At 61.5% G+C, this 23,274-nt stretch carries 20 protein-coding genes; 7 read left to right on the top strand and 13 right to left on the bottom strand.

Annotation, left to right across the window (positions count from 1 at the left end):
- Positions 1 to 46: 46 nt before the first annotated feature.
- Together BLO97_RS22460 and BLO97_RS22455 are read right to left on the bottom strand one after the other, a co-directional pair.
- On the bottom strand, positions 47 to 1,003 hold the full coding sequence (locus BLO97_RS22460; protein WP_063320391.1) for a sugar ABC transporter substrate-binding protein: 957 nt from the start codon (positions 1,001 to 1,003) through the stop codon (positions 47 to 49).
- Positions 1,004 to 1,136: 133 nt separating this feature from the next.
- Positions 1,137 to 1,583 carry a hypothetical protein gene (locus BLO97_RS22455; protein WP_092144375.1) on the bottom strand — a complete coding sequence of 149 codons (447 nt, stop codon included), beginning with the start codon at positions 1,581 to 1,583 and terminating at the stop codon, positions 1,137 to 1,139.
- A gap of 197 nt (positions 1,584 to 1,780) precedes the next feature.
- On the opposite strand from BLO97_RS22455, the gene BLO97_RS22450 reads away from it, so the two are divergent.
- Positions 1,781 to 2,080 carry a DUF1654 domain-containing protein gene (locus BLO97_RS22450; RefSeq protein ID WP_170862015.1) on the top strand — a complete coding sequence of 100 codons (300 nt, stop codon included), beginning with the start codon at positions 1,781 to 1,783 and terminating at the stop codon, positions 2,078 to 2,080.
- A 5-nt stretch (positions 2,081 to 2,085) separates the two neighbouring features.
- Positions 2,086 to 2,775, top strand: coding sequence for an endonuclease (locus tag BLO97_RS22445; protein ID WP_043042288.1), 690 nt, complete (start codon positions 2,086 to 2,088; stop codon positions 2,773 to 2,775).
- A 151-nt stretch (positions 2,776 to 2,926) separates the two neighbouring features.
- Here BLO97_RS22445 and BLO97_RS22440 read toward each other — a convergent pair whose 3' ends face one another.
- Complete coding sequence (locus tag BLO97_RS22440; protein WP_092348256.1) at positions 2,927 to 3,292, bottom strand: penicillin-binding protein activator LpoB; 366 nt, start codon at positions 3,290 to 3,292, stop codon at positions 2,927 to 2,929.
- 247 nt (positions 3,293 to 3,539) lie between these two features.
- Here BLO97_RS22440 and csrA point away from each other — a divergent pair, with 247 nt between their 5' ends.
- Positions 3,540 to 3,734, top strand: coding sequence for a carbon storage regulator CsrA (gene csrA / locus BLO97_RS22435; RefSeq protein ID WP_003179932.1), 195 nt, complete (start codon positions 3,540 to 3,542; stop codon positions 3,732 to 3,734).
- Positions 3,735 to 3,924: 190 nt separating this feature from the next.
- Here the strand turns inward: csrA and BLO97_RS22430 are convergent, their stop codons facing one another.
- The 3 genes from BLO97_RS22430 to BLO97_RS22420 form a co-directional block, all read right to left on the bottom strand.
- Positions 3,925 to 4,380, bottom strand: coding sequence for a DUF2214 family protein (locus tag BLO97_RS22430; RefSeq protein ID WP_092222641.1), 456 nt, complete (start codon positions 4,378 to 4,380; stop codon positions 3,925 to 3,927).
- 197 nt (positions 4,381 to 4,577) lie between these two features.
- The gene (gene cysS, locus BLO97_RS22425) at positions 4,578 to 5,960 is read right to left on the bottom strand and encodes a cysteine--tRNA ligase (RefSeq protein WP_092348253.1); all 1,383 of its coding nucleotides are present in this window, start codon (positions 5,958 to 5,960) and stop codon (positions 4,578 to 4,580) included.
- Between the two features lie 20 nt (positions 5,961 to 5,980).
- Positions 5,981 to 7,681 (bottom strand): glutamine--tRNA ligase/YqeY domain fusion protein, encoded by a 1,701-nt coding sequence (locus BLO97_RS22420; RefSeq protein ID WP_092144365.1) that lies wholly within the window; start codon positions 7,679 to 7,681, stop codon positions 5,981 to 5,983.
- A 249-nt stretch (positions 7,682 to 7,930) separates the two neighbouring features.
- Here BLO97_RS22420 and BLO97_RS22415 point away from each other — a divergent pair, with 249 nt between their 5' ends.
- Together BLO97_RS22415 and lpxH are read left to right on the top strand one after the other, a co-directional pair.
- The gene (locus BLO97_RS22415; RefSeq protein ID WP_092222638.1) at positions 7,931 to 8,434 is read left to right on the top strand and encodes a peptidylprolyl isomerase; all 504 of its coding nucleotides are present in this window, start codon (positions 7,931 to 7,933) and stop codon (positions 8,432 to 8,434) included.
- On the top strand, positions 8,431 to 9,186 hold the full coding sequence (gene lpxH, locus BLO97_RS22410; protein WP_092348250.1) for a UDP-2,3-diacylglucosamine diphosphatase: 756 nt from the start codon (positions 8,431 to 8,433) through the stop codon (positions 9,184 to 9,186). The genes BLO97_RS22415 and lpxH overlap by 4 nt, the downstream gene beginning before the upstream one ends.
- A 156-nt stretch (positions 9,187 to 9,342) precedes the next feature.
- Here the strand turns inward: lpxH and BLO97_RS22405 are convergent, their stop codons facing one another.
- From BLO97_RS22405 to BLO97_RS22375, 7 genes are all read right to left on the bottom strand, one after another.
- Entirely contained in the window at positions 9,343 to 10,872 is a 1,530-nt protein-coding gene (locus BLO97_RS22405) for a DHA2 family efflux MFS transporter permease subunit (protein WP_092144359.1), read from the bottom strand.
- Between the two features lie 274 nt (positions 10,873 to 11,146).
- Positions 11,147 to 12,343 (bottom strand): HlyD/EmrA/EmrK family protein, encoded by a 1,197-nt coding sequence (locus BLO97_RS22400; protein ID WP_072339768.1) that lies wholly within the window; start codon positions 12,341 to 12,343, stop codon positions 11,147 to 11,149.
- 15 nt (positions 12,344 to 12,358) lie between these two features.
- A complete protein-coding gene (locus BLO97_RS22395) occupies positions 12,359 to 13,828 on the bottom strand; it encodes an efflux transporter outer membrane subunit (protein ID WP_092144357.1) in 1,470 nt (489 codons plus the stop codon).
- Entirely contained in the window at positions 13,825 to 14,298 is a 474-nt protein-coding gene (locus BLO97_RS22390) for a MarR family winged helix-turn-helix transcriptional regulator (RefSeq protein ID WP_058546840.1), read from the bottom strand. Before BLO97_RS22390 ends, BLO97_RS22395 begins: the two co-directional genes overlap by 4 nt.
- Positions 14,299 to 14,534: 236 nt before the next feature.
- The gene (locus BLO97_RS22385) at positions 14,535 to 18,221 is read right to left on the bottom strand and encodes a translocation/assembly module TamB domain-containing protein (RefSeq protein WP_092348247.1); all 3,687 of its coding nucleotides are present in this window, start codon (positions 18,219 to 18,221) and stop codon (positions 14,535 to 14,537) included.
- Positions 18,218 to 19,945: an autotransporter assembly complex protein TamA gene (locus BLO97_RS22380; RefSeq protein ID WP_092348244.1), complete on the bottom strand. Its 1,728-nt coding sequence runs from the start codon at positions 19,943 to 19,945 to the stop codon at positions 18,218 to 18,220. Before BLO97_RS22380 ends, BLO97_RS22385 begins: the two co-directional genes overlap by 4 nt.
- Before the next feature lie 65 nt (positions 19,946 to 20,010).
- Entirely contained in the window at positions 20,011 to 20,661 is a 651-nt protein-coding gene (locus BLO97_RS22375) for a GNAT family N-acetyltransferase (protein ID WP_003203682.1), read from the bottom strand.
- 177 nt (positions 20,662 to 20,838) lie between these two features.
- Here BLO97_RS22375 and xthA point away from each other — a divergent pair, with 177 nt between their 5' ends.
- Positions 20,839 to 21,651 (top strand): exodeoxyribonuclease III, encoded by an 813-nt coding sequence (gene xthA / locus BLO97_RS22370; RefSeq protein ID WP_003203684.1) that lies wholly within the window; start codon positions 20,839 to 20,841, stop codon positions 21,649 to 21,651.
- A 187-nt stretch (positions 21,652 to 21,838) separates the two neighbouring features.
- Positions 21,839 to 23,173, top strand: coding sequence for a substrate-binding domain-containing protein (locus BLO97_RS22365; protein ID WP_092348241.1), 1,335 nt, complete (start codon positions 21,839 to 21,841; stop codon positions 23,171 to 23,173).
- The last annotated feature ends 101 nt before the right edge of the window (positions 23,174 to 23,274 follow it).

Genomic DNA, 23,274 nt, shown 5'->3' with positions numbered 1-23,274 from the left:
AATGCACTCGCCCGAATGGGCGAGCACCGTTGTGTCGCCAGGATAACTACTTGGTCACCAGCTCGACCGGAGTTTCGATAACGCCGTTGGTACCGCTGTCGACTTTTTCGCCCTTGAGGATCTTCAGCGCCGTCTCGATGCCGAACACGGCCTGCTTGGCGGCGAACTGGTCGGCCGTCGCCAGGACACGACCGTCCTTGAGCATTGGCTTGATGGCGTTGATGTTGTCGTAGCCGACCACCTGCACCTTGCCCGCCTTGCCCGCCGCGCGCACGGCCGATACGGCACCGACCGCCATGCTGTCGTTACCGGCCAGCAGTGCCTTGATGTTCGGGTATTCGCTGAGCATCGACGCGGCAACCTGGTTGCCCTTGTTGATTTCCCAGTCACCCGATTGCAGGGAAACGACCTTGACCTGCGCCGCTTCCATTGCATCCTTGAAGCCTGCGGTGCGTGCCTGGGCATTGGTCGTTGTGGACACGCCTTCGATGATGCCGACTTCGTCACCGGCCTTGAGCTGCTTGGCCAGGTACTCGCCCACCAGGCGCGCGCCTTTGCGGTTGTCCGGGCCTACGAACGGCACGTTGATGTTCTTGCTTTTGACCACGGCCGGATCGAGCTGGTTATCGATGTTGATCACCGTGATGCCAGCGTCCACGGCTTTCTTGATCACCGGCACCATGGCCTTGGAATCCGCTGGCGCGATGATCAGCGCGTCGACCTTGGACACGATCATCTGCTCGACGATGCGGATCTGGTTGGCGGTGTCGGTTTCATCCTTGATCCCGTTGGAGATCAGGTCGAAATCGGCGGAGTGTTCCTTCTGATAAGCCTTGGCGCCGTCTTCCATGGTCAGGAAGAATTCGTTGGCCAGGGATTTCATGACCAGGGCGACCTTGGGCTTTTCTGCGGTCTGGGCGAATGCCGAGGAGAGAGGCAGCGCAGCGGATGCGGCCGCGAGCATGGCAACAGCGAGAAGGCGTCCAGCGAATGGCAACTTCATGGGTTCACTCCGATCTTATGATTATTGTGAGCAAATCAATGCACGGAACGCCGCGCAAACGTTTGCGTGAAGTGAACTATGGTAAGGCTTCGCAGATTTGTCAACGTTGCGGTTTGATCCGCAACGTCGAGGCTCAGGCCGTTGTATTGACCACCGAACCCGAACCGCTACCCTTGGCCAGCTCCGTGACCAGATGACCAGTGACTTCCAGCAAAGCGCCACTGGTGTCGGCGATCTGTCCCTGGACGGCCATGACCGCCGAAGTCTTGGCTTCCTCCGTTGCATAGTCGCGCGCCTCTGCGGCGGCCAGTTGCTGTTGCTGCTCCCTGAGCTGCTGCTGAAGCTCTTGCATCCGCTTGAGCAGCACCTGCACCGCCACGCTCTGGGTGCTGCCGCCCTCCTGCGCCTGGTCGGTTGCTTCCGCGCCCGTACCCGTACGGACTTTGCCGGGCGTTTGCGTCTCGCCAAGGGCCTCATCGACGGCCTCGGCACTCGCCTCGTTCAAGGCCTTCAGGGTAGCGGTGGATTGACCGCCGATGGTCACGGCCGCCGCATTGGGAAAGCCGACTGAAAATGACATGACAAAACTCCATGGATGGGATTCCTACGCAGGACATCGCCCGCCGAAGCCATTTCTTTAGCGCTCGCGCAAAACCGTCACAGGCCAGAGCGGTTGATCCACCTGTTTATGCCAGCCAATAAAAAACTCCCTTCTCCTACACCAAAACGAAAAAAGTGCTGTCAGACGATTTTCTTGAATTTTAAGCAGTTGCGTAATTGCCTACGGTCAAATACTGTATGCACGTACAGCTTAATAAGGATAATTCTGTGGCCACGCCCTCCGCTGCAACTACCCCCTTAGATTCCTATACACGACTCGGCCTTCGGGTCTCGAAAATCATCAACGCCCCCACCGCGCAAAAAGCCAAGGCCGCCCTGATCTTCCGTCTGCCTGACGAGCCGGTGGATGAGTGGGAGCGCCTGTTGGAAGAAATCGACGAGAACGACAACGTGACCCTCGCCTATCGCGATGATGGCGGTGTGCAGGTTTTCTGGGTTGTGCCGAAGGAAGATTGAGCCTGATGAGTGTTCGCTGTTTAGCTTTTTTGCTTGTGTTTATCGCGATGGGCGCACAAGCCGGTGCGCCGCGCACCTTCAACGAAGCCAAGAAAGTCGCCTGGAAACTCTACGCACCACAATCCACCGAGTTTTACTGTGGCTGTAAATACACTGGCAATCGCGTGAACCTGGCCGCCTGCGGTTATGTACCGCGCAAGAATGCCAGCCGCGCCGCTCGCATCGAGTGGGAGCATATTGTCCCGGCCTGGCAGATCGGCCATCAGCGTCAATGCTGGCAACAAGGGGGTCGCAAGAACTGCACCCGCTATGACCCGGTCTATCAACGGGCCGAGGCCGACCTGCACAACCTGGTGCCCAGCATCGGGGAAGTGAATGGTGATCGCAGCAATTTCAGTTTCGGCTGGTTGCCTGTGCAGAAGGGCCAGTACGGCTCATGCCTGACCCAAGTGGACTTCAAGGCCAAGAAGGTCATGCCCCGCCCTTCTATCCGGGGCATGATCGCCCGGACCTATTTCTACATGAGCAAACAATACGGCCTGCGCCTCTCGAAACAGGACCGGCGCCTGTATGAAGCCTGGGACAAGACCTACCCGGTCGAAAGCTGGGAGCGTCAGCGCAACCAGAGCGTGGCGTGCGTCATGGGCCGTGGCAACGAGTTCGTGGGGCCGGTGGACATGAAGGCCTGCGGCTGACCTCGCACTCGTGAACAGCACAAAACCGACTATGCGAGCTTGCTCGCGATAGCGGTGGATCAGCCAGCATTGATGTTGACTGACATACCCCTATCGCGAGCAAGCTCGCTCACAGGTTTTGTGGCTTGGCTGACTTTTTTGGGTTGCCCGATTATTGGGCCGTCGGGTAATCCACCACCAACGTCTCGATGTTGCGTTTTTTCGCCCGGACCAGGGCAGCCGTCACCTGTTCCTGCTTGGCTTCGGCCTCAGCCTTGGAACTGAAAGGACCGACCAGGACGCGCTCCTTGCCGTTTTCACGCACCACGTTCGACATGAAGCTGTGTTCGATGAGCCAGCCGGTCAGGTCGCTGACAGCCTGCGGCGTCTGGCCACGAACCTCGACGGCCCACTGCGGCGCGGCAGCGGCGGCCGGTGCGGAGGTCGCTACGGGTTTGGGCTTCGGTGCTTCGACGTCACGCCCCTCACCGCATCCTGCCAGCACCAATACCGCAATAACCCAAGCCAATTTGCGCACAACGTTTCCCCCGGAAGACATGAGGCACGGATTTTAGCACCCGTGCCCTTCAAGATCGCCGCAAACAGTGCTCAAAACACGAGAATCCTGCCCGGCGTCTCTGTATAGTCGCACCCTGGGAATTAATGCTGCGTCTGCGCGTCAGAAAGAGGCACCCACATTGTGACACTTAGCACTAATCTATAAGCAGTACCGACATCTGCACTGTCTGAATCAGGTGCCCTATAAAGTAATCAAGGAGAACACCATGCTGATACTCACCCGCAAAGTCGGTGAAAGCATAAACATTGGTGACGACATCACGATCACCATTCTGGGCGTTAGCGGCCAACAAGTCCGGATCGGCATCAACGCCCCGAAAAACGTTGCGGTGCATCGTGAAGAGATTTATCAGCGTATTCAGGCAGGCCTTACCGCCCCTGACAAACCGCAAACTCCCTGAGCCTTGCTGCAGTCCGTAGCCAGCCCGTTTGCATCGTCGCAATGGCTGGCTAAAGATTCTGGTCGACCGTGCCTCACCCTGCCCCCATCTTTTTTCGTCCAGCCCGTTGAACCGATACTAATGACATGGCGCTTAGCATGGCTGTCAGACGTTTCGTTTTAATGATGACGAAGCAGGCGTTCGCGGCCGGTCAACCCAGGCTCACGCCGCGCGCCATGCCCGTGGCGGCGATCACCATCAGGATCAGCAACAAAGCTTCGATGTGACTGATCCGTGCAAACCGGCCGGCTTTCGAGGGATCGATCGCAGCCCCTTTGCCCAGCGCCATCCGCCATTTGATCAGGGCGATCATTGGCGCGATTTCAAGTAACAGGATCAGCAGGAACAAAGTCATCTTCAGGTGAAACAGCGGTTGGTGCAGGTAATAATCCGTGCCCTTTTCGTACCCCGCAAAAGCGCGCATCCCACCGGTCACCAGCAGCACCAGCGCCGACAGCCCCCACAGGTTGTCCGCCATCAGCACATTTCGAACCGCATCCACACCACCCGCCAGGCGTCGTAGCGCCGTGCCGCGCGTCAGCACCGCCCAGAACCCGAGGGCGAACGCCAAAAGATGTATTGCCGCCAGAGACCAATGAGCCAACATGGAAGAGCCCTGTCAGAGAACGTCGAATCGACCTGACAGTACTAGCTCATAAAGGAATGATTGCCAGGCTAAGCACAAAAAATTGTGGGAGCGAGCTTGCTCGCGATGGCAATCTTTCAGCCAACATGATTGTTGACTGATCCGACGCTATCGCGAGCAAGCTCGCTCCCACAGGGGTACGGCGAGCTTTAGAAGATCTAGTCCGCCAGGCGCCAGGTCGTCCCGCCCTTGCCGTCTTCCAGCACCACGCCCATGGCGGTGAGCTGGTCGCGGATGCGGTCGGATTCGGCCCAATCCTTGTTGGCGCGTGCAGTCAGGCGCGCCTGGATCAACGTCTCGACTTCGGCGGCGTCCACGCGGCCTTCGGCACCGGCCTGCAGGAAGTCATCGGCTTCGAGCTGCAACACACCCAGTACACTGGCCAGTTCTTTCAGGCGAGCCGCCAGACCGGCCGCCGCATTGAGATCACTCTCACGCAGGCGATTGATCTCACGCACCATCTCGAACAGCACCGCGCACGCTTCCGGTGTGCCGAAGTCGTCGTTCATCACTTCGGTAAACCGTGCAACGAACGCTTCGCCACCGGCCGGCGGCACGCTCGGCAGGCCTTTCAACGCATGATAGAAACGCTCCAAGGCACCCTTGGCGTCCTTGAGGTTGTCTTCCGAGTAGTTGATGGCGCTGCGGTAGTGGCTCGACACCAACAGGTAACGCACGACTTCCGGGTGGTACTTGTCGAGCACGTCGCGGATGGTGAAGAAGTTGTTCAAGGACTTGGACATCTTCTCGCCGTTGATCCGGATCATGCCGCAATGCATCCACGCATTGGCGTAGGTCTTGCCGGTGGCCGCTTCGCTCTGGGCGATTTCGTTTTCGTGGTGCGGAAATTCCAGGTCACTGCCGCCGCCATGAATGTCGAAGGTCTCGCCCAGGCAGCAGGTGGACATCACCGAGCATTCGATGTGCCAGCCCGGACGCCCGGCGCCCCACGGCGACTCCCAGCTCGGCTCACCCGGCTTGGCGCCCTTCCACAGCACGAAGTCCAGCGGGTCTTCTTTCGACTCGTCGACTTCGATACGCGCGCCGATGCGCAGGTCTTCGATCTTCTTGCGCGACAGCTTGCCGTAGCCCATGAACTTGGCAACGCGGTAGTACACGTCGCCATTGCCCGGTGCGTAGGCGTAGCCCTTGTCGATCAAGGTCTGGATCATGCTCAACATGCCAGGGATGTGGTCCGTGGCACGGGGCTCCAGGTCCGGCTTGAGGATATTGAGGCGCGCCTCATCCTCGTGCATGGCCTTGATCATGCGCTCGGTCAGCGCATCGTAAGGCTCGCCGTTTTCGCGGGCACGGTTGATGATCTTGTCTTCGATGTCGGTGATGTTGCGCACGTAGGTCAGGTCATAACCGCTGAACCGCAGCCAGCGGGTCACCAGGTCGAAGGCGACCATGCTGCGACCGTGACCAATGTGGCAGTAGTCGTACACGGTCATGCCGCAGACGTACATGCGGACCTTGTTGCCATCCAACGGCTTGAAGACTTCTTTGCTCTTGGTGAGCGTGTTGTAGATCGTAAGCACGGTGTTTCCTTAAGACTTGATCACTGGCCCCACGAATCACGCAGGGTCACGGTACGGTTGAATACCGGCTGACCTGGTTTCGAGTCCTTGATATCCGCGACGAAGTAGCCTTCGCGCTCGAACTGGAAACGGTCTTCCGGCTGTGCATTGCCCAACGAGGGTTCAGCACGACAACCGGTCAGCACTTGCAGTGAGTCAGGGTTGATGTTGTCCAGGAAACTCGCGCTGTCTTCGGCCTTCTCCGGGTTCGGAGAGCGGAACAGGCGATCGTACAGACGCACTTCGCACTCGACGCTGGCGGCGGCCGGCACCCAGTGGATCACGCCCTTGACCTTGCGACCTTCCGGGTTCTTGCCCAGGGTGTCGGGATCGTAGGAGCAACGCAGCTCGACGATGTTGCCGTCGGCGTCCTTGATCGCTTCGTCGGCGCGGATCACGTAGCTGCCGCGCAGACGCACTTCGCCGTTCGGCTCCAGGCGCTTGTAGCCTTTTGGCGGCTCTTCCATGAAGTCATCGTGGTCGATGTAGATTTCACGGGCGAACGGCAGTTTGCGCACGCCGAGTTCTTCTTTTTGCGGATGACGCGGCAGTTCGAGGTTTTCGACCTGGTCTTGCGGGTAGTTGGTGATCACGACCTTCAACGGACGCAACACGCACATGGCGCGCGGGGCATTCGCATCCAGATCCTGACGGATGCTGAACTCAAGCATGCCGAAATCGACCACACCGTCGGAACGGTTGGTGCCGATCATCTCGCAGAAGTTGCGGATCGACGCCGGCGTGTAGCCGCGACGACGGAAGCCCGACAGCGTCGACATGCGCGGGTCGTCCCAGCCGTTGACGTGCTTCTCGTCCACCAGTTGCTTGAGCTTGCGCTTGCTGGTGATGGTGTAGTTCAGGTTCAGGCGGCTGAATTCGTACTGGCGTGGGGTAGCCGGCACCGGCAGGTGCTTGAGGAACCACTCGTACAACGGACGATGGCTTTCGAACTCCAGGGTGCAGATTGAATGAGTGATGCCTTCGATGGCGTCCGACTGGCCGTGGGTGAAGTCATAGTTGGGGTAGATGCACCATTTGTCGCCAGTCTGGTGGTGATGGGCGTGGCGAATGCGGTACATGATCGGGTCGCGCAGGTTCATGTTCGGCGAAGCCATGTCGATCTTGGCGCGCAGCACCCGAGCGCCGTCCGGGAACTCGCCGGCGCGCATACGGGCGAACAGGTCGAGGTTCTCTTCCACGCTGCGATCACGGAACGGGCTGTTCTTGCCCGGCTCGGTCAGGCTGCCACGGTATTCCTTGGCCTGCTCGGGGGTCAGGTCGCACACATAGGCATTGCCGGCCTTGATCAGTTCCACGGCCCAGTCGTGCAACTGGTCGAAATATTGCGAGGCGTAGCGCACCTCACCGGACCATTGGAAACCCAGCCACTTGACGTCGCTTTCGATCGCGTCGATGTATTCCTGATCTTCCTTGGCCGGGTTGGTGTCGTCGAAACGCAGGTGCGTGACGCCGCCGAACTCCTGGGCCAGGCCGAAATTCACGCAGATCGACTTGGCATGGCCGATGTGCAGGTAGCCGTTGGGCTCTGGTGGGAAGCGAGTGACGATCTGTGTGTGCTTACCCGAGTCCAGGTCCGCCTGGATGATCGGGCGCAGGAAATTGACCGGCACGGCCGGGCCGGTCTTGGAATTCGAGGTAGGGTCGACAGTGGGCTTGCTCATAGGATCCTTGAACAGACAAGTGCGCGGCCGGGTGCGGCCTGATAAATCAAAGCCCGTATCATAGCCGATGCTGTCAAGCACCTGACAGGCCAGGCCGGCAAACGATTGAATTTAATCGACGGCCTGATGAAAAACAGCCTCGAAATTCGTGCCCGGCACGCTAAACTGCCCTGCCTGGCCGATTACAGCCAGACCGGTTGCGGGCAGTGACGCCCCGAAACCCACGAATTCCTTGAAAGAGTACCGACCATGAGCAAAGTCAAACTGACCACCAACCACGGTGACATCGTTCTGCAACTGAACGCCGAGAAGGCGCCGCTGACCGTGGCCAACTTCATCGAATACGTCAACGCCGGCCACTACGAAAACACCATATTCCACCGCGTCATCGGCAACTTCATGATCCAGGGCGGCGGTTTCGAGCCAGGCATGAAGGAAAAGAAAGACAAGCGCCCAAGCATCCAGAACGAAGCCGACAATGGCCTGCCGAACAAAAAGTACAGCGTTGCCATGGCCCGTACCATGGAGCCGCATTCGGCCTCCGCACAGTTCTTCATCAACGTGGCGGACAACAGCTTCCTCAACCACAGCAGCAAGACCACCCAGGGCTGGGGCTATGCAGTGTTCGGTGAAGTGATCGAAGGCACCGACGTGGTCGACAAGATCAAAGGCGTTTCCACCACGTCCAAGGCCGGCCACCAGGACGTCCCGGCAGAAGACGTGATCATCGAGAAAGCCGAGAAAATTGAGTGATATTGCTGATTTCAGACTTGCATCTGGAAGAGGAGCGCCCGGACATCACCCGGGCGTTTCTGGATTTACTCGCCACACGCGCCCGCTCGGCGCAAGCGTTGTACATCCTGGGCGATTTTTTCGAAGCCTGGATCGGCGACGATGCCATGACGCCGTTCCAGCGTTCCATCTGCCAGGCCCTGCGCGAATTGAGCGACAGCGGCACGGCCATCTTCCTGATGCACGGCAATCGCGACTTCATGCTGGGGCAGGCCTTTTGCAAAGCGGCCGGCTGCACCCTGCTCAAGGACCCGAGTGTCGTGCAGTTCAATGGCGAGCCGGTGCTGCTGATGCACGGCGACAGCCTCTGTACCCGCGACGAAGGCTACATGAAGCTGCGGCGCTGGCTGCGCAACCCGGTCACGCTGTTCGTCCTGCGGCACCTGCCCCTGGGCAGTCGCCAGAAACTGGCGCGCAAACTGCGCAGCGAAAGCCGCACGCAAACGCGGATGAAAGCCAATGACATCGTCGACGTCACGCCCGAAGAGATCCCGCGGATCATGCAGCAATACGGCGTGAAGACCTTGATCCACGGCCACACCCACCGCCCTGCCATCCACAAGCTGCAACTGGATGAACACGCCGCCCGGCGCATCGTGCTGGGGGATTGGGACAAGCAAGGCTGGGCGTTGCAGGTGGATGAACAAGGGTTTGCGTTGGCGCCGTTTGGGTTCGCCCCGCCGCCACTGCTGCCTGCGCCTCACCCAACCTGAATCCCCCCTGTGGCGAGGGAGCTTGCTCCCGCTTGAGTGCGAAGCACTCAAAAAAGGGACTGCTGCGCAGCCCAGCGGGAGCAAGCTCCCTCGCCACAGGGATTCGGGGGAATTTCAAGTGAACAGCATGCCCACACACTGCACTTCACTTCGTGATCAATGCCCCGCCGAAGCCGGCCCAGCCTTCGCCGCAAACGGCGGCTTCGCCAGCCACACCAGCACGATCAAGCCCATGAACGCCCAGCCCAACAGCGTGAAGTAATCCACGGTGGAAAGCATGTATGCCTGGCTGGTAAGGACCTGGTCAAGCCGGGCATAAGCCGGTGTGCTCGCGCCGCCAAGCTGGTTGAGTGCCTCGCGGGTGGCCGGCTCGAAGGTGCTGATGCTTTCGCTCAGGTAGGCATGGTGCAGGTCGGCCCGGCGGATCCAGATCCAGGTGGTCAAGGACGCGGCAAAGCTGCCGCCCAAGGTCCGCAAGAACGTCGCCAGGCCCGCGCCGTCGGCGATCTGGTGCGGCGGCAAGTCCGACATCAGGATGCTCAGGGTCGGCATGAAGAACAGTGCCACGCCGATGCCCATGAACAACTGCACCATCGCAATGTGCTGGAAATCCACCTCGTTGGTGAACCCGGCGCGCATGAAGCAGCTCAGGCCGATGGCCAGGAACGCCAGCCCGGCCAATACGCGCAGGTCGAACCGGTGGGCGTACTTGCCGACGAAGGGCGACATCAGCACCGGCAGGATGCCGATGGGGGCCACCGCCAGCCCGGCCCAGGTGGCGGTGTAGCCCATCTGGGTCTGCAACCACTGCGGCAGGATCAGGTTGATGCCGAAGAATCCGGCATACCCCCCCACCAGCACGATGGTGCCGATGCGAAAGTTGCGGTAGGCGAACAGGCGGAGATTGACCACCGGGTGGCGGTCGGTCATTTCCCAGATCACAAACACCGCCAGGGCAATGATCGAAATCAGCGCACCGATGATGATGAAGTTCGATTCGAACCAGTCCAGGTCATTGCCTTTGTCGAGAATCACCTGGAGCGCGCCGACGCCGATGATCAACGTGATCAAGCCCACGTAATCCATCGGTTGATGGCTGGTGACCACCGGTCGCGCCTTGAGCTGCTGTTGCACCACGAGCGCGGCGAAGACGCCGATGGGCACGTTGATGAAGAAGATCCACGGCCAGCTGTAGCTGTCGGTGATCCAACCGCCGAGGATCGGCCCGGCAATCGGCGCCACCACCGTGACCATCGCCAGCAACGCCAGGGCCATGCCGCGCCTGGCCGGCGGGTACACGGCAATCAGCAGGGTCTGGGTCATCGGGTACAACGGCCCGGCCACCAGCCCCTGAAGTACGCGAAAGCCAATCAGCTCCGGCATCGAGGTGGAAATACCACACAAGAACGACGCGAGCACGAACAGCATCGTCGCCCACAAAAACAGCTTCACCTCGCCAAACCGCCGGCTCAGCCAGCCAGTAAGCGGCAAGGCAATGGCGTTGCTCACCGCGAACGAGGTGATCACCCAGGTGCCCTGCTCCGAGCTAACGCCCAGGTTGCCGGAAATAGTCGGCAAGGCGACGTTGGCAATGGTGGTGTCGAGCACTTGCATGAACGTCGCCAGCGACAGCCCGATGGTGCTGAGCAACAGGCTGGGCGGCGTGAAAGACGCGTTATTGCTCATTGCGAAATCCTATGAAACGAAGGTGGCGAAATCGTTCGGGGCAAGGCACAGAACCTGTGGGAACACACTGCCGTTCATCAAGGTCGCTTGAACCACCGTGGCGAGGGAGCTTGCTCCCGTTGGCTGCGCAGCAGCCCTTTTTGTGAGCGCTTCGCACTCAAGCGGGAGCAAGCTCCCTCGCCACAGATTCAGTGGTTACCTTGAATGAACTGTGGTGGTGTGGGAGCGAGCCGCCCGGAGCAAGCTCGCTCCCACAGGTTCATGCCATGACTGGCTAGCGCTGCGCGGTCTTGCTCGCAGCCGCACTGTTGTCGTGGATCAGGCGCGCGATCATCGCGTCGGCATCGGTCAGTTGCTGATCGTAGACCTGGGTGCTGAACGAGGCTTTCTGCGGTGGTTGTTGGGCCAGTACCGGGCCGCTCTGGTCGTGCAGGTCGACGTTGACCAGGGTCGACAGGCCAATGCGCAGCGGATGCTTGGCCAGTTCCTGGGCATTGATGTGAATGCGCACCGGCACCCGCTGGACGATCTTGATCCAGTTACCGGTGGCGTTCTGCGCCGGTAGCAAGGCAAACGCGCTGCCGGTCCCGGCGCCAAGGCTGTCGATGGTGCCGCTGTACTTCACATCGCTGCCGTACAGGTCGGCTTCGATCTCCACCGGCTGGCCGATGCGCATGTCGCGCAGTTGGGTTTCCTTGAAGTTGGCGTCGATCCACAGCTGATCCAGCGGGATCACCGCCATCAACGCCGTGCCCGGCTGCACCCGTTGGCCGAGTTGCACGGTGCGCTTGGCGACGTAACCGGTGACGGGTGCGATCAAAGTACTGCGGGCGTTGGCCAGGAAGGCCTGGCGCAACTGCGCGGCGGCGGACTGCACGTCGGGATGAGACGACACCACGGTATCGTCGACCAAGGCGCTGGTGGTCTTGAGCTGTTGCCGGGCATTGGCCAAGGCGTTCTGCGCCGAGGTCAGGTCATCCCGGGCGTGAGACAGTTCCTCCTTGGAAATCGCCCCGCCGGCCGCCAGGTTCTTGCGTCGGCTGTAGTTTTCCTGGGCCTTCTGCACTTCGGCCTCTTGCGCATTGACCTGCGCGCGCATGCCATCGACGTTGCTGTACAAGCCACGCACCTGGCGCACGGTCCGTGCCAGGTTGGCCTGGGCACTTTGCAGCCCGACTTCGGCGTCGTTCGGGTCGAACTGCACCAGCACCTGGCCCTCACGCACCAGGTCGCCGTCGTCGGCCCCGATGCTCACCACGGTGCCGGTGACCAGCGGCGTGATTTCCACCACGTTGCCGTTCACATAGGCATCGTCAGTGCTTTCGCTCCAGCGACCATACAGTTCGTGCCAGGCCCAGACGCCCAGGCCCGAAAGAATGACCAGCAGCGTCAGTGTCAGCAGCATGACCTTGCGCTTGCGTGGATTGCCGTCTTGCGCATGTTCGGATTGAGTCGTTTCGGCAGTCGCCATGACAAGTACCTCGAATCAGTTATTTGGCGTGGTAGCGGCCGGGGTGGCCGCCGCCAGGGTCTGGGCCTCGAAACCGCCACCCAGGGCCTGCATCAGTTGGATCGACAAGTCGATCTGCTCGGCATTCAGGTTCGCCAGTTGGCGCTGGGCCTGGAGCAATTGCTGCTCGATGCTCAGCACGTCCAGGTAATTCCCGATGCCCGAGCCGTAGCGCTGGACCACCGTGTCGTAGGAGCTCTGTGCGATATCGGTGGCATGTTGCTGGGCACCGATCTGGCGAGCGATGTCACGCAATTGGTTGATGGTGTCGCTGACATCCCCAAGGGCCGTGACCAGGCTCTTGTTGTATTGCGCCACCGCCAGGTCGTAATCGGCGTCCCGGGCATCCAGGTCCGCCCGCAAGCGGCCGCCATCAAAGATCGGCAGCGACACCGTCGGCCCCACATTGAAGAAGCGGCTGGCCGAACCGAACATCGCATCGCCCAGCAACGACCGGGTTCCGGCGGCTGCGCTCAAGTTGAGATTGGGGTAGAAGTTGGTCTTGCCGGCCTCGATGTTCTTGCTCGCCGCCTCTACCCGCCAGCGTGCCGCGACCAGGTCCGGACGACGCCCCAGCAACTCGGCCGGCAGGTTCGACGGCAAGGCGACCGCGCTGGCTTGCAGCACGTTGGGCCGGGGGATTTCATGGCCGCGGTCCGGACCTTTGCCCAGCAACACCGCCAGGGCGATCTTGGCGCTTTGCAGGCGTTTCTCTGCGTCGATCAGGGTGGCGTCGGCGCTGGCTTCCAGGCTTTCGGTCTGTTGGAACTGATATTCGCTGTCGATCCCGGCAGTGAGGCGGCGCTTGCCCAGGTCGAGCATCTGCCGGGTGCGCTTGAGGTCCTCGGAGGCCAGGTCATAAATAATGTGGGCCTGGCCCAGGTCGCTGTAGGCCCGGGCCACGTCGGCGGCCAGGGTCAGTTGCGCGGCCTGGCGATCGATCTCGGCGGCGCGGGCCTGGCCGAGGGCGGCTTCCCAGGCGGCACGCTGGCCACCCCAGAGGTCGAAGTTGTAATTGAAGTCCACACCTAACGTGCGCAGGGTGCTGTACGCCCCGCCCTGCCCTTGCGGGTCCTGGTCACGGGACAGGCGCGAACGGCTGGCGCCGCCGCTGGCATCGAGAGTCGGCAGGCGCGCCGCGTTGGCAGCATAGGCCGCGGCACTGGCCTGATGCACCCGGGCGCTGGCGATCTGCATGTCCGGGCTATCGCGCAGGGCTTCACGGATCAGGCCGTCGAGTTGCGGGTCGCCGAGGCTCTTCCACCAATCGCTTTTCGGCCACGCGGCCTGCGACAGCGTGACACCGTTCAGGGATTGCCCGGCCTTGAGGCTCTGGGCCTCCAGGCTGACGCCTTCGGTCTTCAGGCCGCTGTAGCTGGCACAGCCCGCCAGGCTCATGGCCAAGACCACCAGGCTTAATCGGGTACGCAAGGTTTTACACTTCATTTTTCCCCCATTCGCGACACGGTGATGGGGTCACCGGCGGCGAGCAGAATTTTCTTGAGGATCTGTTCGAGGGTTTGCAGCTCCTCGGGGCTGATGGCGCTGGCCAACTGGTTCATGGCCTCGGCACCGATAAACGGCAGGCGATCGGCAAGGGCCTGGCCGGCTTCGGTCAGCACCAGGCGCACTTGCCGGCGGTCCTGGGCGGAGCGTTCACGGGCCAGGAAACCTTTCTGTTCCAGGCGATCGAGCATCCGCGTCATCGAGCCGCTGTCCAGGGACAGGTAGCGACACAGCTCGGCCGGCGTCTCGATGCCGTACTGGGCCATGATGATCAACACCTTGAACTGCGCGGCGGTGATGCCGACGGGTTCCATATGAGTGTCGATGATCCGGTCCTTGAGCAGCGCGGTACGGCCGAGCAGCATGCCGAGATGGCAATTGTGAAAGTTGTCTGGAGTGAAATGCTTCATCTGACCACCGTTTGCTGCCTAGGCAGTGAATGTATGTCGAGATATTACTGCTTAGGCAGCGAATGTCAAACAAATAGTTAGCTTGCTACGCACTAACAGCCAAAACGCAGATGAACCTGTGGGAAGACAAATGTGGGAGCAGCTTGCTCGCGATAGCGGTGTGTCAATCAACGAAGGTGTTGAATGTCATACCGCTATCGCGAGCAAGCTCGCTCCCACAGGGGGTTGGGGAAAGGTTAGAAATCGCGCTTGTAGAAGATGTCCAGCGAGCTGGCGACGCCGCTTGCGGCTTCGAGGTAGACCTTCTTGCTGAGCTTGTAGCGCAGGGCGATGGTGTTGGCCGGTTCGAACACGCCAACGCCGTAGCGCAGGCTGAGTTTTTCCGACAGGTTGCCGCTGGCGACCACGCTGGTGGCATTGCCGCTGCCCTGGGTGTCGAGCTGGAAATCCTCGATCCCCAGGTTATTGGCCAGGCTGGTGGTCACGCCCGAGCTGCCCATCAACCCCAGGCCCAACGCCGCCTGGGCGAGCATGTTGTTGTCCTCGCCGGTGGTGCTCAGTGGCCGGCCCAGCACCAAGTAGGACAATGCCTGCTCCTGGCTCATGGCCGGTTCCGAGAAGATTTGCGTGGTCGGTTGCTCGGCGCTGCCGCTCAAGCGGATGCCGGCGATCACGTCGTCGGTCTGGCGGATCGCTTCGATGTCCAGGTAGGGCTGGTCGATGGGCCCGGCGAACAGCAACCGCGCCCGTCGCACCGTCAGCCGTTGCCCGTAGGCCCGATAACGACCGTCGTTGAGCCAGAGCTCACCGCGGGTGTCCATGTTGTCGCCAATGTGAACCTGGCCCTGCACGTTGGCGGTCAGGCCGAATCCCGAGAACGCGAGTTTGTCCTGGCCGACGATCACGTCGATGTCCATCGCCATGGCCAGCGGTGCCTTGCCCTCTTCGATCTGGTGGCCGACGATCACCGTGTCATCCGACACCTTGACGGTGGACGGCGGCAGTTCGCGAATGGTGATCTCGCCTTTGGGCACCAGGACCTTACCGACAATGGCAAGCTGCTCACCGTGCAGGGTGATGTTGAGGTCGGGCGCCACGTCGAGCACCGCATAAGGCTCGACGGTGACCGGCAGTTGCGAGCCCTTGAGGGCCAGGTTCATGGTCAGGGCGTCGCCCCAGCCGATGTTGCCGTTCAGGCTGCCCTGCCCGCTCTTGCCGCTTTTCCAATTGCCATTGAGCTGCACCGCTTCGCCGGTAATCGTTGCCCGCATCTGCAAGGCTTCGAGGCTGACCGGCAGTTCCGGGCCAGACACTTCGCCGTCGCTGAGCACCAGGTTGCCGTTGACCTGGGGCGCGAGCAAACCACCGGACAAGGTCCCGCTGCCGTTCAGATGACCGGTGAGGGTTTCCACCATCGGCACGAATGGCCGGGCCACGGACAGGTCCAGGCCGGTCAGGCGGAACGAGCCGCTGATGGGTTTGCTGGCGAGCATGGGGTTGATTTGTGCCTGGAGCATCAGTTCGCCGAGCCTGGCGCCGGCGAAATTCAGGTCGGTGTCGATGCGCTTGGGGGTCAGGCGGCTGTTGAGCGTGAGGGTCTGGTACGGGAAGTCCAGCCATTGCGCCTTATCGCCCTCCTTGTCCCGAATCCGTAAAGTACCGCCGCTGGCGTCCACCAGGACCCGGCCGTTCGGGCCGCTGGCCGGCAGGTCCAATTGCAGGTCCGCGTTGAGCCGGCCCTGCCAGGCAAAATCCTTGGGCATCCACTGGGCCAGGCTTTCGATGGGGAATTGCTTGAGGTGATAGCGCAGCTTCGGCTCCGGCATCAGCCGCTGGTCTTCACCGCACAGGCTGGCATCAAAGGAACGCCAGCAATGAGCGCCGACGTTGAGCGTGCCATCGGCCAGGCGCTCCAGTTTCGCCGGAGCTTGCAGGCGCCAGGCTTGGCCGCCGGCCTGCACGTCGCCGCTGGCCAGGCGCCCGCGCCAGTTGCCCTGGTCGAGCGCGCCATCGAGGGCCAGGGTCGTGTCGAGCTGCGGCCCTTGCAGGTCCAGGTTGAGCTTCTGTTGTTTGATATCGCCCTGGCCGCTGACCGTCAGCACGCCCAGCGACGTTTCGCCGACGCGGATGCCGCTGGCCTTGAGGTCGAGCTTGCCACGCTGGGCGCTGTCGAGGGTCGCGTCCAGGTTCAGGCTTTGCAGGCGGTTGTCCTGGAAGGCCAGTTGCGTGCCTTGCAGGCCGAGCTTGCCTTGGGGGGCCTTGAGCGTGCCGGCCACGTCGACACGGCCAACGACTTGACCGCGCAATTGCGGCCAGAGTTGAGCCAGGCGTGCGAGCTTGATGTCGATCTGGCCGGTCAGTTTCTCTTGCAGGCTGGCACTGCCGTTGATGCGGTTATCCCCCAGGCGAATGTCCAGCGCGCTGAGCGTCCACTGCTCGCCAGCGCCGCTGGCCTTGGCCTGGAGCACCGCTGGCTGGCCGCGCAGTTTGCCCTTGAGGTCCAGGTCCGCGTCAAGATCGAGGCGGTCGTTCTTCATCGTCCCTTTGCTGCGCAATGGCCCGGCCAGGGTCCCGGGCAGTTCGCCAAGCCAATACGCCGGGTTGATGGCCGACAGTTGCAGCGCCGTGTCCCAGGCAATGCCATCGGCAAATTGCAGGCTCAGGTGCCCTTCGGCCTTGCCCTGCCCCGCCGCGAGCTTGAGCTGCGGCAAATGGATTTGCGTCAGGTCGCCGCTGAACGGGCCGCCCAGGCTGAAGGCCCCGGCGGGTCCGTCCAACGCGGCCTGGAAGTTGCCCAGGTATTGGCCATCGGTGTAAGAGACTTCGCCGTCAAAGCTGCGCAACGTCACCTGTGGCTCATCGATCAGCGGATAGAGGCGATGCCAGGGAAAATCCAGCCAGGCAACCTTCGCTTCGGCGCGCAGACCTTCGCGCCAGTCCAGTTGGCCGCTGAGTTTCAGGCTTTGCTGAGCGCCGGCATCCAGATCCAGGCCGGCGATCTGCGCGCCATTGGCGTCCACCGTGCCTTGCAGCAACAACGCCACCGACCCTTTTTCGGCGGGCAGCGTCGCTTTGCCGAGCAGTTGATAGCCGTTTTTCAGATCGCCTTCGCCGGTCAATTCCAGCTGATTGAGCACCAACGTGTCCGGCAGATCGGCACTGGCCTTGAAGCCGTCGGCGCTGATGCGCACCTTGGCGGGCAGGTTGTCCGCCAGCGGTTGCAGTTCACCGCTCAACTGGCCTTGCAGGTAACCGCTGCTGTCGGCCTTGAGGTTGAGGGTCTTGAGCAGGTTGCCGTCGACTTTCAGGTCCAGCGCCCAGGGCATGGTGCCCGGCGCCGGCAAGGTCAACCGGCCCTCGGCGCTCAACGGCCAGTCGCCTCCCGGTTTCAGCAGGCCGGAGAGTTTCAGGCTCAGTTCATCGCGCTGCAATTGCACCGAATCGATCTGCATGCCCTCGGCGGTCCAATGGGCAACCAATTGCAGCCCTTTGAGCTGCTCGCTGCCGTTGAACGACAGGCTGCCGACCTGCACATCGCCCAGTTCGATGGCGAGCGGCAAATCCAGGTCCGGCAAGCTGATCGGGCCGCTGCTCGGTTCATCGGCAGAGGCAGGCAATTGCAAGGCGACCTGGTCGGCCTTGAGCTGTTCGATGCACAGGGTCATGCGCGCCAGGCACAGCGGCGACCAGGCGAATATCAGCCGATCCACCTCCACCCGACTGGCGTCCTGCTGCCACAGCACATGATCGGCGCTCCACTGCCCGCCCAGCCGGCCCTGGAAGTTCTCCACGGTCAGCCCCGGCACCAGGCCAAGGGCCCAACGGCTGCCGAATGCGGTGCCCAGCACAACGCTCAAGGCCAGCACGACCGCCACCAGCACCCCGGCGAGCGCCAGCAGCGTTATCTTCAAACCACGCGTCACAGCTCAGGCCCCATGGAAAAGTGCAAGCGGATGCCGCCGTCGTCGTCCATCGCATGGGCCAGGTCGAGGCGGATCGGCCCCACCGGCGAAACCCAGCGCACGCCGACGCCCACGCCGGTCTTGAGGCTTGGCAGTTCCAGGCTGTTAAAAGAGTTGCCCTGGTCGATGAACGTCGCCACTCGCCATTTTTCCGCGATGGAATATTGATACTCGAGGCTGCCGGCGACCATGTAGCGACCACCGATACGGTCGCCTTCGGAGTTTTCCGGCGACAGGCTCTGGTAGTCGTAACCCCGTACGCTCTGGTCGCCACCGGCAAAAAAGCGCAGGGATGGCGGGATGGATTTGTAGCCATTGGTGGCGCTGCCGCCGATCTGCGCCCGCGCCAGCAAGCGATGCTTGTCGAATACCGTGGTCAGGCCCTTGACCATGGCGGTGCCATATAAAAGATTGTTGTCCGAGCCGAGCCCTTCCTTGGCGACCTTGGTGTCGAACTGCAAGCGGTAACCGTTATGTGGATCGATGCGGTTGTCGCTGCGCAGGTAGGAATAGCTGAGGCCCGGCATCAGCAATGTGCTCAGGCCCGCATCGTCGCCGAGGCGATATTCCTCGCGCTGCCACTTGAGCGACACCACCCGCTGCCAGCCGCTGGGCAACTTGCTGTGCCATTCCGGGCCCACGGTGAGCAGTTTGCTGAGGCTGTCGGTGCCGGCCAGTTCTTCATATTGATAACCGCCGGCGTAACGTATCTTGTCAGTCAGCGGCGGATCCAGCGGCACGTCGTACCACAAGCCGACGTTCTGCCGGGGCGCCGACACTTCCGCTTCCCAGCCATAACTGTGGCCCTGGGGATTGACCCAGTGGCGCGTCCAGTTGGCTTTGACCCGTGGGCCGACATCGGTGGAAAACCCCAGGCCCAGGCCCATGGTGCGCGGCTTGCGCGTATCAAGCTTGACCGCCACCGGGATCACGTTGTCGGTGGCCGTCGTCGGTGCGGCATCCACCCGGACACCTTCGAAATAACCGCTCGATTGCAGGGCCTGGTTGAGCTCTGCAATGAGTTCGGAGTCGTACGCCGTGCCGGCCTTGAACGGCACCATGCGCTGCAGCAGGTCTTCGTCGAACGGCGTGTCGCCCTCAAAACTCACCGGGCCCAAGGCATAGCGCGGGCCGCTGTCGTAAATCAGTTCGATGTCGGCGATGCCCGCCTGGGGGTCAACCAACAGCTTCTGCCGAGTGAAGCGCCCACTGAAAAAACCATAACGCGAAGCCTGGTTCTGGATGATTCGCTTGGCGTCTTCGTAGCGACCATGGTTGAGCACCGCGCCGGGCTTGAGGGCGGCGTTGCTGGGTACGCGAAAGGCTTTGAGCGATGCCGCCGGGCCATCAATGCGCACGGTGACGTTGCGCAAATGCACAGGCTCGCCGGGGTCGATGGTCAGCACCAGTCGTGGGTCCTTGCCGCCCTTGACCTCACTGTCGATCTGCGGCTGGTAGTAGCCCAGCGCCTGGGCGGCTTTGCGCGCCTGCTCCTCGGCACCACGGCTGAAGCGCAGCAAGGCCTCCTCGTCACGATCACCCACACCGCCGATGTAACCTTCTACGTTGGCCTTGAGTTCATCGTTGGACGGCTTGACCCGTACTTCCAATTCACTGTTTGCCAGCGCCACGCAGCTGAGGGACAGCAAGAGCGCGCCACTGGTCATTCTTCCTGGGAGGTTCATGGCGCGGATGCTATCACGAGCGTAGGTGCTTGATAGAGCCGGACATTTCGCAAAAGTTCGGCCGACTATGCCGTTGCGCTTTGCAGAACCTGCGGGTTGGCGTGGAAGAACACATGCTCGCGGATCGGTCCTACCGCCACTTCGCCGATTTCCTCATAACCCTGGCGTTTATAAAACTCAAGGTAACGTGGGTTGCCGGTGTCCAGCACCACGCCCTGGGAATGCTCGTCCACCGCACACCAGTTATGCACCGCCTCGAGCAACTGTTCACCGAAATGCTTGCCCTGGAACTGGGGATGCACACCTAGCAGAGGCAATACATGGACCGCATCCGACGGCAGGCAGGCCAGCACCGCCGCGTGGTATTCCAGGTAGCGCCGCGTGCAGCGAAAACCAGTACTCAGGACCATGCGCAGGCGCCAGGCCCAGCTTTCGGTGATGCCCAGGCGCCGCTGCGGCGGAGCGATCAGGGCGATGCCAATCAGGCGGTCGTTGACCAGCAAGCCGATGGCCGGCAAATCCTGGAGAAAATGCTGCTTGACCAGCTCACGCACCGTGGCCCGTACCCGCTGTTCATAACCGGGACGCTCGGATTCGAACAGGTAGCTGAAGGTCGGCTCGTGGCGATAGGCCTGATACAGCAACGAACGGGCTTCACGGGAATAACCACTGTCGAGCATATGGATGTCGGCGATGGCGGTGGCGGTTTCGGGCATGGCGTTGGATCTCCTGGGGCGAGGCTCGGTGAGGCCCTGCTCTTATTGAGTACGAACCCGATAGGGTCGTGATCGTTCCTACATGCAAAGGACATTAGCAGCGCATTTGTCCTACTGCCACGCTGGCTCCCTTCCCACATGTCAGCTAGCATCGCAGTTTTGCCAGGACAGCCGACCATGAAGATCGTCTCCTTCAACATCAACGGGCTGCGCGCCCGTCCCCATCAGTTGGCGGCGCTGATCGAGAAGCACCAGCCGGACGTGATCGGGCTGCAGGAAACCAAGGTCCACGACGAACAATTTCCCCTGGCCGAGGTGCAGGCCCTGGGCTACCACGTGCATTACCACGGGCAAAAGGGTCATTACGGCGTCGCCCTGCTCTCCCGCCAGGCGCCACTGAGCCTGTACAAGGGCTTCGAGGGCGACGACGAGGACGCCCAGCGGCGCTTCATCTGGGGCACCTTCGCCGATGCTAACGGCGTGCCGGTGACCATCATGAATGGTTATTTCCCACAAGGTGAAAGCCGCGACCACCCGACCAAATTCCCGGCCAAGGAACGTTTCTACAGCGATTTGCAGCAACTGCTGGAAAGCCGCTTCAGCAACGATCAGCCGGTGGTGGTGATGGGTGACGTGAACATTTCCCCGGAAGACTGCGACATCGGCATCGGCCCGGACAACATGAAGCGCTGGCTGAAAACCGGCAAATGCAGCTTCCTGCCGGAAGAACGTGAATGGATGGCGCGCCTGAAGAACTGGGGCCTGGTGGACAGCTTCCGCCACCTGAACCCGGACGTCACCGACCGCTTCAGCTGGTTCGACTACCGCAGCCGCGGTTTCGAGGACGAGCCCAAGCGCGGCCTGCGCATCGACCTGATCCTCACCTCCCACGGCCTGCTGCCACGGGTCAAGGATGCCGGCGTGGACTACGAACTGCGGGGCATGGAAAAACCGTCGGACCATGCGCCGATCTGGTTGCAGTTGAGCTGATCGAGTCCCCTGTGGAGCTTGCTCGCGATAGCGGTCCAGCCGTCACATTGGTCTTGAATGTGCCGCCGTCATCGCGAGCAAGCTCGCTCCCACATTGTATTTGGGTACTCCGTCGCACCCCTGTCACCTTTCAGTAACCTGACTGACTTAATCTTCCGGCACTTCCTCAGGTTCAGAAGGTGCCGGCATGCGGCTGTGTGTTGTGGTTTTCATGGGCCTCTGGCTGCCGTTCTTGGCATGGGCCGGCCATTTGCCCATTCCCGAACAGGGCCCAGCCTTGCGCCTCCAAGGCTCCAATACCATCGGCGCGGCGCTGGGGCCGGCTTTGGTCAGAGGTTTGATGGAAGATCAGGGCCTGCTCAGGGTCAGCAGCGAAATCACCGGGCGCGACAACGAGCAGCGCATCGTCGGCCTGACCGCCGATGGCCGACGGGTGGAAGTCGACATCGCGGCCCATGGTTCGAGCACCGGTTTCGCCGCCCTCAAGCAGGCCAGCGCCGACCTGGCGGCCTCTTCCCGGCCGATCAAGGACAGCGAACGGAAGGAATTATCGTCCCTCGGCGATCTGAAAAGTCCCACGGCCGAGCAGGTCATCGCCATCGATGGACTGGCGATTATCCTTCATCCGCAAAACCCGTTGCGTCAGCTCGACACCGTGCAACTGGCACGAATATTCAGCGGCGAGGCGAAGATCTGGGAAGCGGTGGGCGGCGTTGGCGGGCCGATTCATCTGTATGCCCGGGATGAACAATCTGGCACCTACGATACCTTCAAGGAATTGGTGCTTGGCCGACACGGTAAGCGGCTGGATCCCACAGCGCGACGCTTCGAATCCAGCGAACAATTGTCCGACGCCGTCAGCCAAGACCCGCAAGGCATCGGTTTCATCGGTTTGCCTTACGTACGCCAGGCCAAAGCCTTGGCGATTGCCGACGGTGATTCCCAACCCATGTTGCCGTTGAACAACCTGATCGCCACCGAGGACTACCCCCTGTCCCGCCGGCTGTTCTTCTATTTACCTCCCCGGGAAACCAACCCCTGGGCCACGGCACTGGTCGAGTTCACCCAAAGTGACAAAGGCCAGGCCATCGTCGCGGCCAACGGGTTCATCGCCCAAACCGTCCAGGCCATGGCCGTCACACCCAATGCATTGATGCCCGAGGGTTACCAGGCCCTGAGCCGCCATGCCCAGCGCCTGACGGTGAATTTCCGCTTTGAAGAAGGCAGCGCCAGTCTCGACAACAAGGCCCACCAGGACCTGGGCCGGGTGCTCGACTACATCCAGAAACACGGCAAGACCGAGCGCCGCGTGACGCTGGTGGGTTTCGGCGACGCCAAGGACGACCCGGCGCGGGCGGATCTTCTGTCCAAACTGCGGGCCATGGCGGTTCGACGTGAACTGGTCAAGTACGGCGTGACCTTGCGGGAAGTGCGCGGCTTCGGCGCGCTGATGCCGGTGGCGGCCAATAGTGAAGATGAAGGAAGGATCAGGAATCGGCGGGTGGAGGTTTGGGTTTACTAGGGTCCAAAGGCCGGACACCTCTCCCACGGCAAACCTCATTCCCGTGGCGAGGGAGCTTGCTCCCGCTGGGTGGCGAAGCCGCCCCAGAATGGACTGACGCG

The sequence above is a fragment of the Pseudomonas sp. NFACC05-1 genome (assembly GCF_900100135.1).
GTDB classification, from domain to species: Bacteria; Pseudomonadota; Gammaproteobacteria; order Pseudomonadales; family Pseudomonadaceae; genus Aquipseudomonas; species Aquipseudomonas fluorescens_Q.
This window is presented reverse-complemented; position numbering and strand designations above follow the sequence as displayed.

Bases quoted from the DNA above. Each gene is read 5' to 3' on its own strand.
- BLO97_RS22430 (WP_092222641.1), bottom strand. From the start codon at position 4,380: ATGTTGGCTCATTGGTCTCTGGCGGCAATACATCTTTTGGCGTTCGCC.
- BLO97_RS22420 (WP_092144365.1), bottom strand. From the start codon at position 7,681: ATGAGCAAGCCCACTGTCGACCCTACCTCGAATTCCAAGACCGGCCCG.
- BLO97_RS22460 (WP_063320391.1), bottom strand. From the start codon at position 1,003: ATGAAGTTGCCATTCGCTGGACGCCTTCTCGCTGTTGCCATGCTCGCG.
- BLO97_RS22395 (WP_092144357.1), bottom strand. From the start codon at position 13,828: ATGAAGTGTAAAACCTTGCGTACCCGATTAAGCCTGGTGGTCTTGGCC.
- BLO97_RS22455 (WP_092144375.1), bottom strand. From the start codon at position 1,583: ATGTCATTTTCAGTCGGCTTTCCCAATGCGGCGGCCGTGACCATCGGC.
- BLO97_RS22405 (WP_092144359.1), bottom strand. From the start codon at position 10,872: ATGAGCAATAACGCGTCTTTCACGCCGCCCAGCCTGTTGCTCAGCACC.
- BLO97_RS22400 (WP_072339768.1), bottom strand. From the start codon at position 12,343: ATGGCGACTGCCGAAACGACTCAATCCGAACATGCGCAAGACGGCAAT.
- xthA (WP_003203684.1), top strand. From the start codon at position 20,839: ATGAAGATCGTCTCCTTCAACATCAACGGGCTGCGCGCCCGTCCCCAT.
- csrA (WP_003179932.1), top strand. From the start codon at position 3,540: ATGCTGATACTCACCCGCAAAGTCGGTGAAAGCATAAACATTGGTGAC.
- BLO97_RS22380 (WP_092348244.1), bottom strand. From the start codon at position 19,945: ATGAACCTCCCAGGAAGAATGACCAGTGGCGCGCTCTTGCTGTCCCTC.
- BLO97_RS22445 (WP_043042288.1), top strand. From the start codon at position 2,086: ATGAGTGTTCGCTGTTTAGCTTTTTTGCTTGTGTTTATCGCGATGGGC.
- BLO97_RS22390 (WP_058546840.1), bottom strand. From the start codon at position 14,298: ATGAAGCATTTCACTCCAGACAACTTTCACAATTGCCATCTCGGCATG.
- BLO97_RS22415 (WP_092222638.1), top strand. From the start codon at position 7,931: ATGAGCAAAGTCAAACTGACCACCAACCACGGTGACATCGTTCTGCAA.
- BLO97_RS22375 (WP_003203682.1), bottom strand. From the start codon at position 20,661: ATGCCCGAAACCGCCACCGCCATCGCCGACATCCATATGCTCGACAGT.
- BLO97_RS22365 (WP_092348241.1), top strand. From the start codon at position 21,839: ATGCGGCTGTGTGTTGTGGTTTTCATGGGCCTCTGGCTGCCGTTCTTG.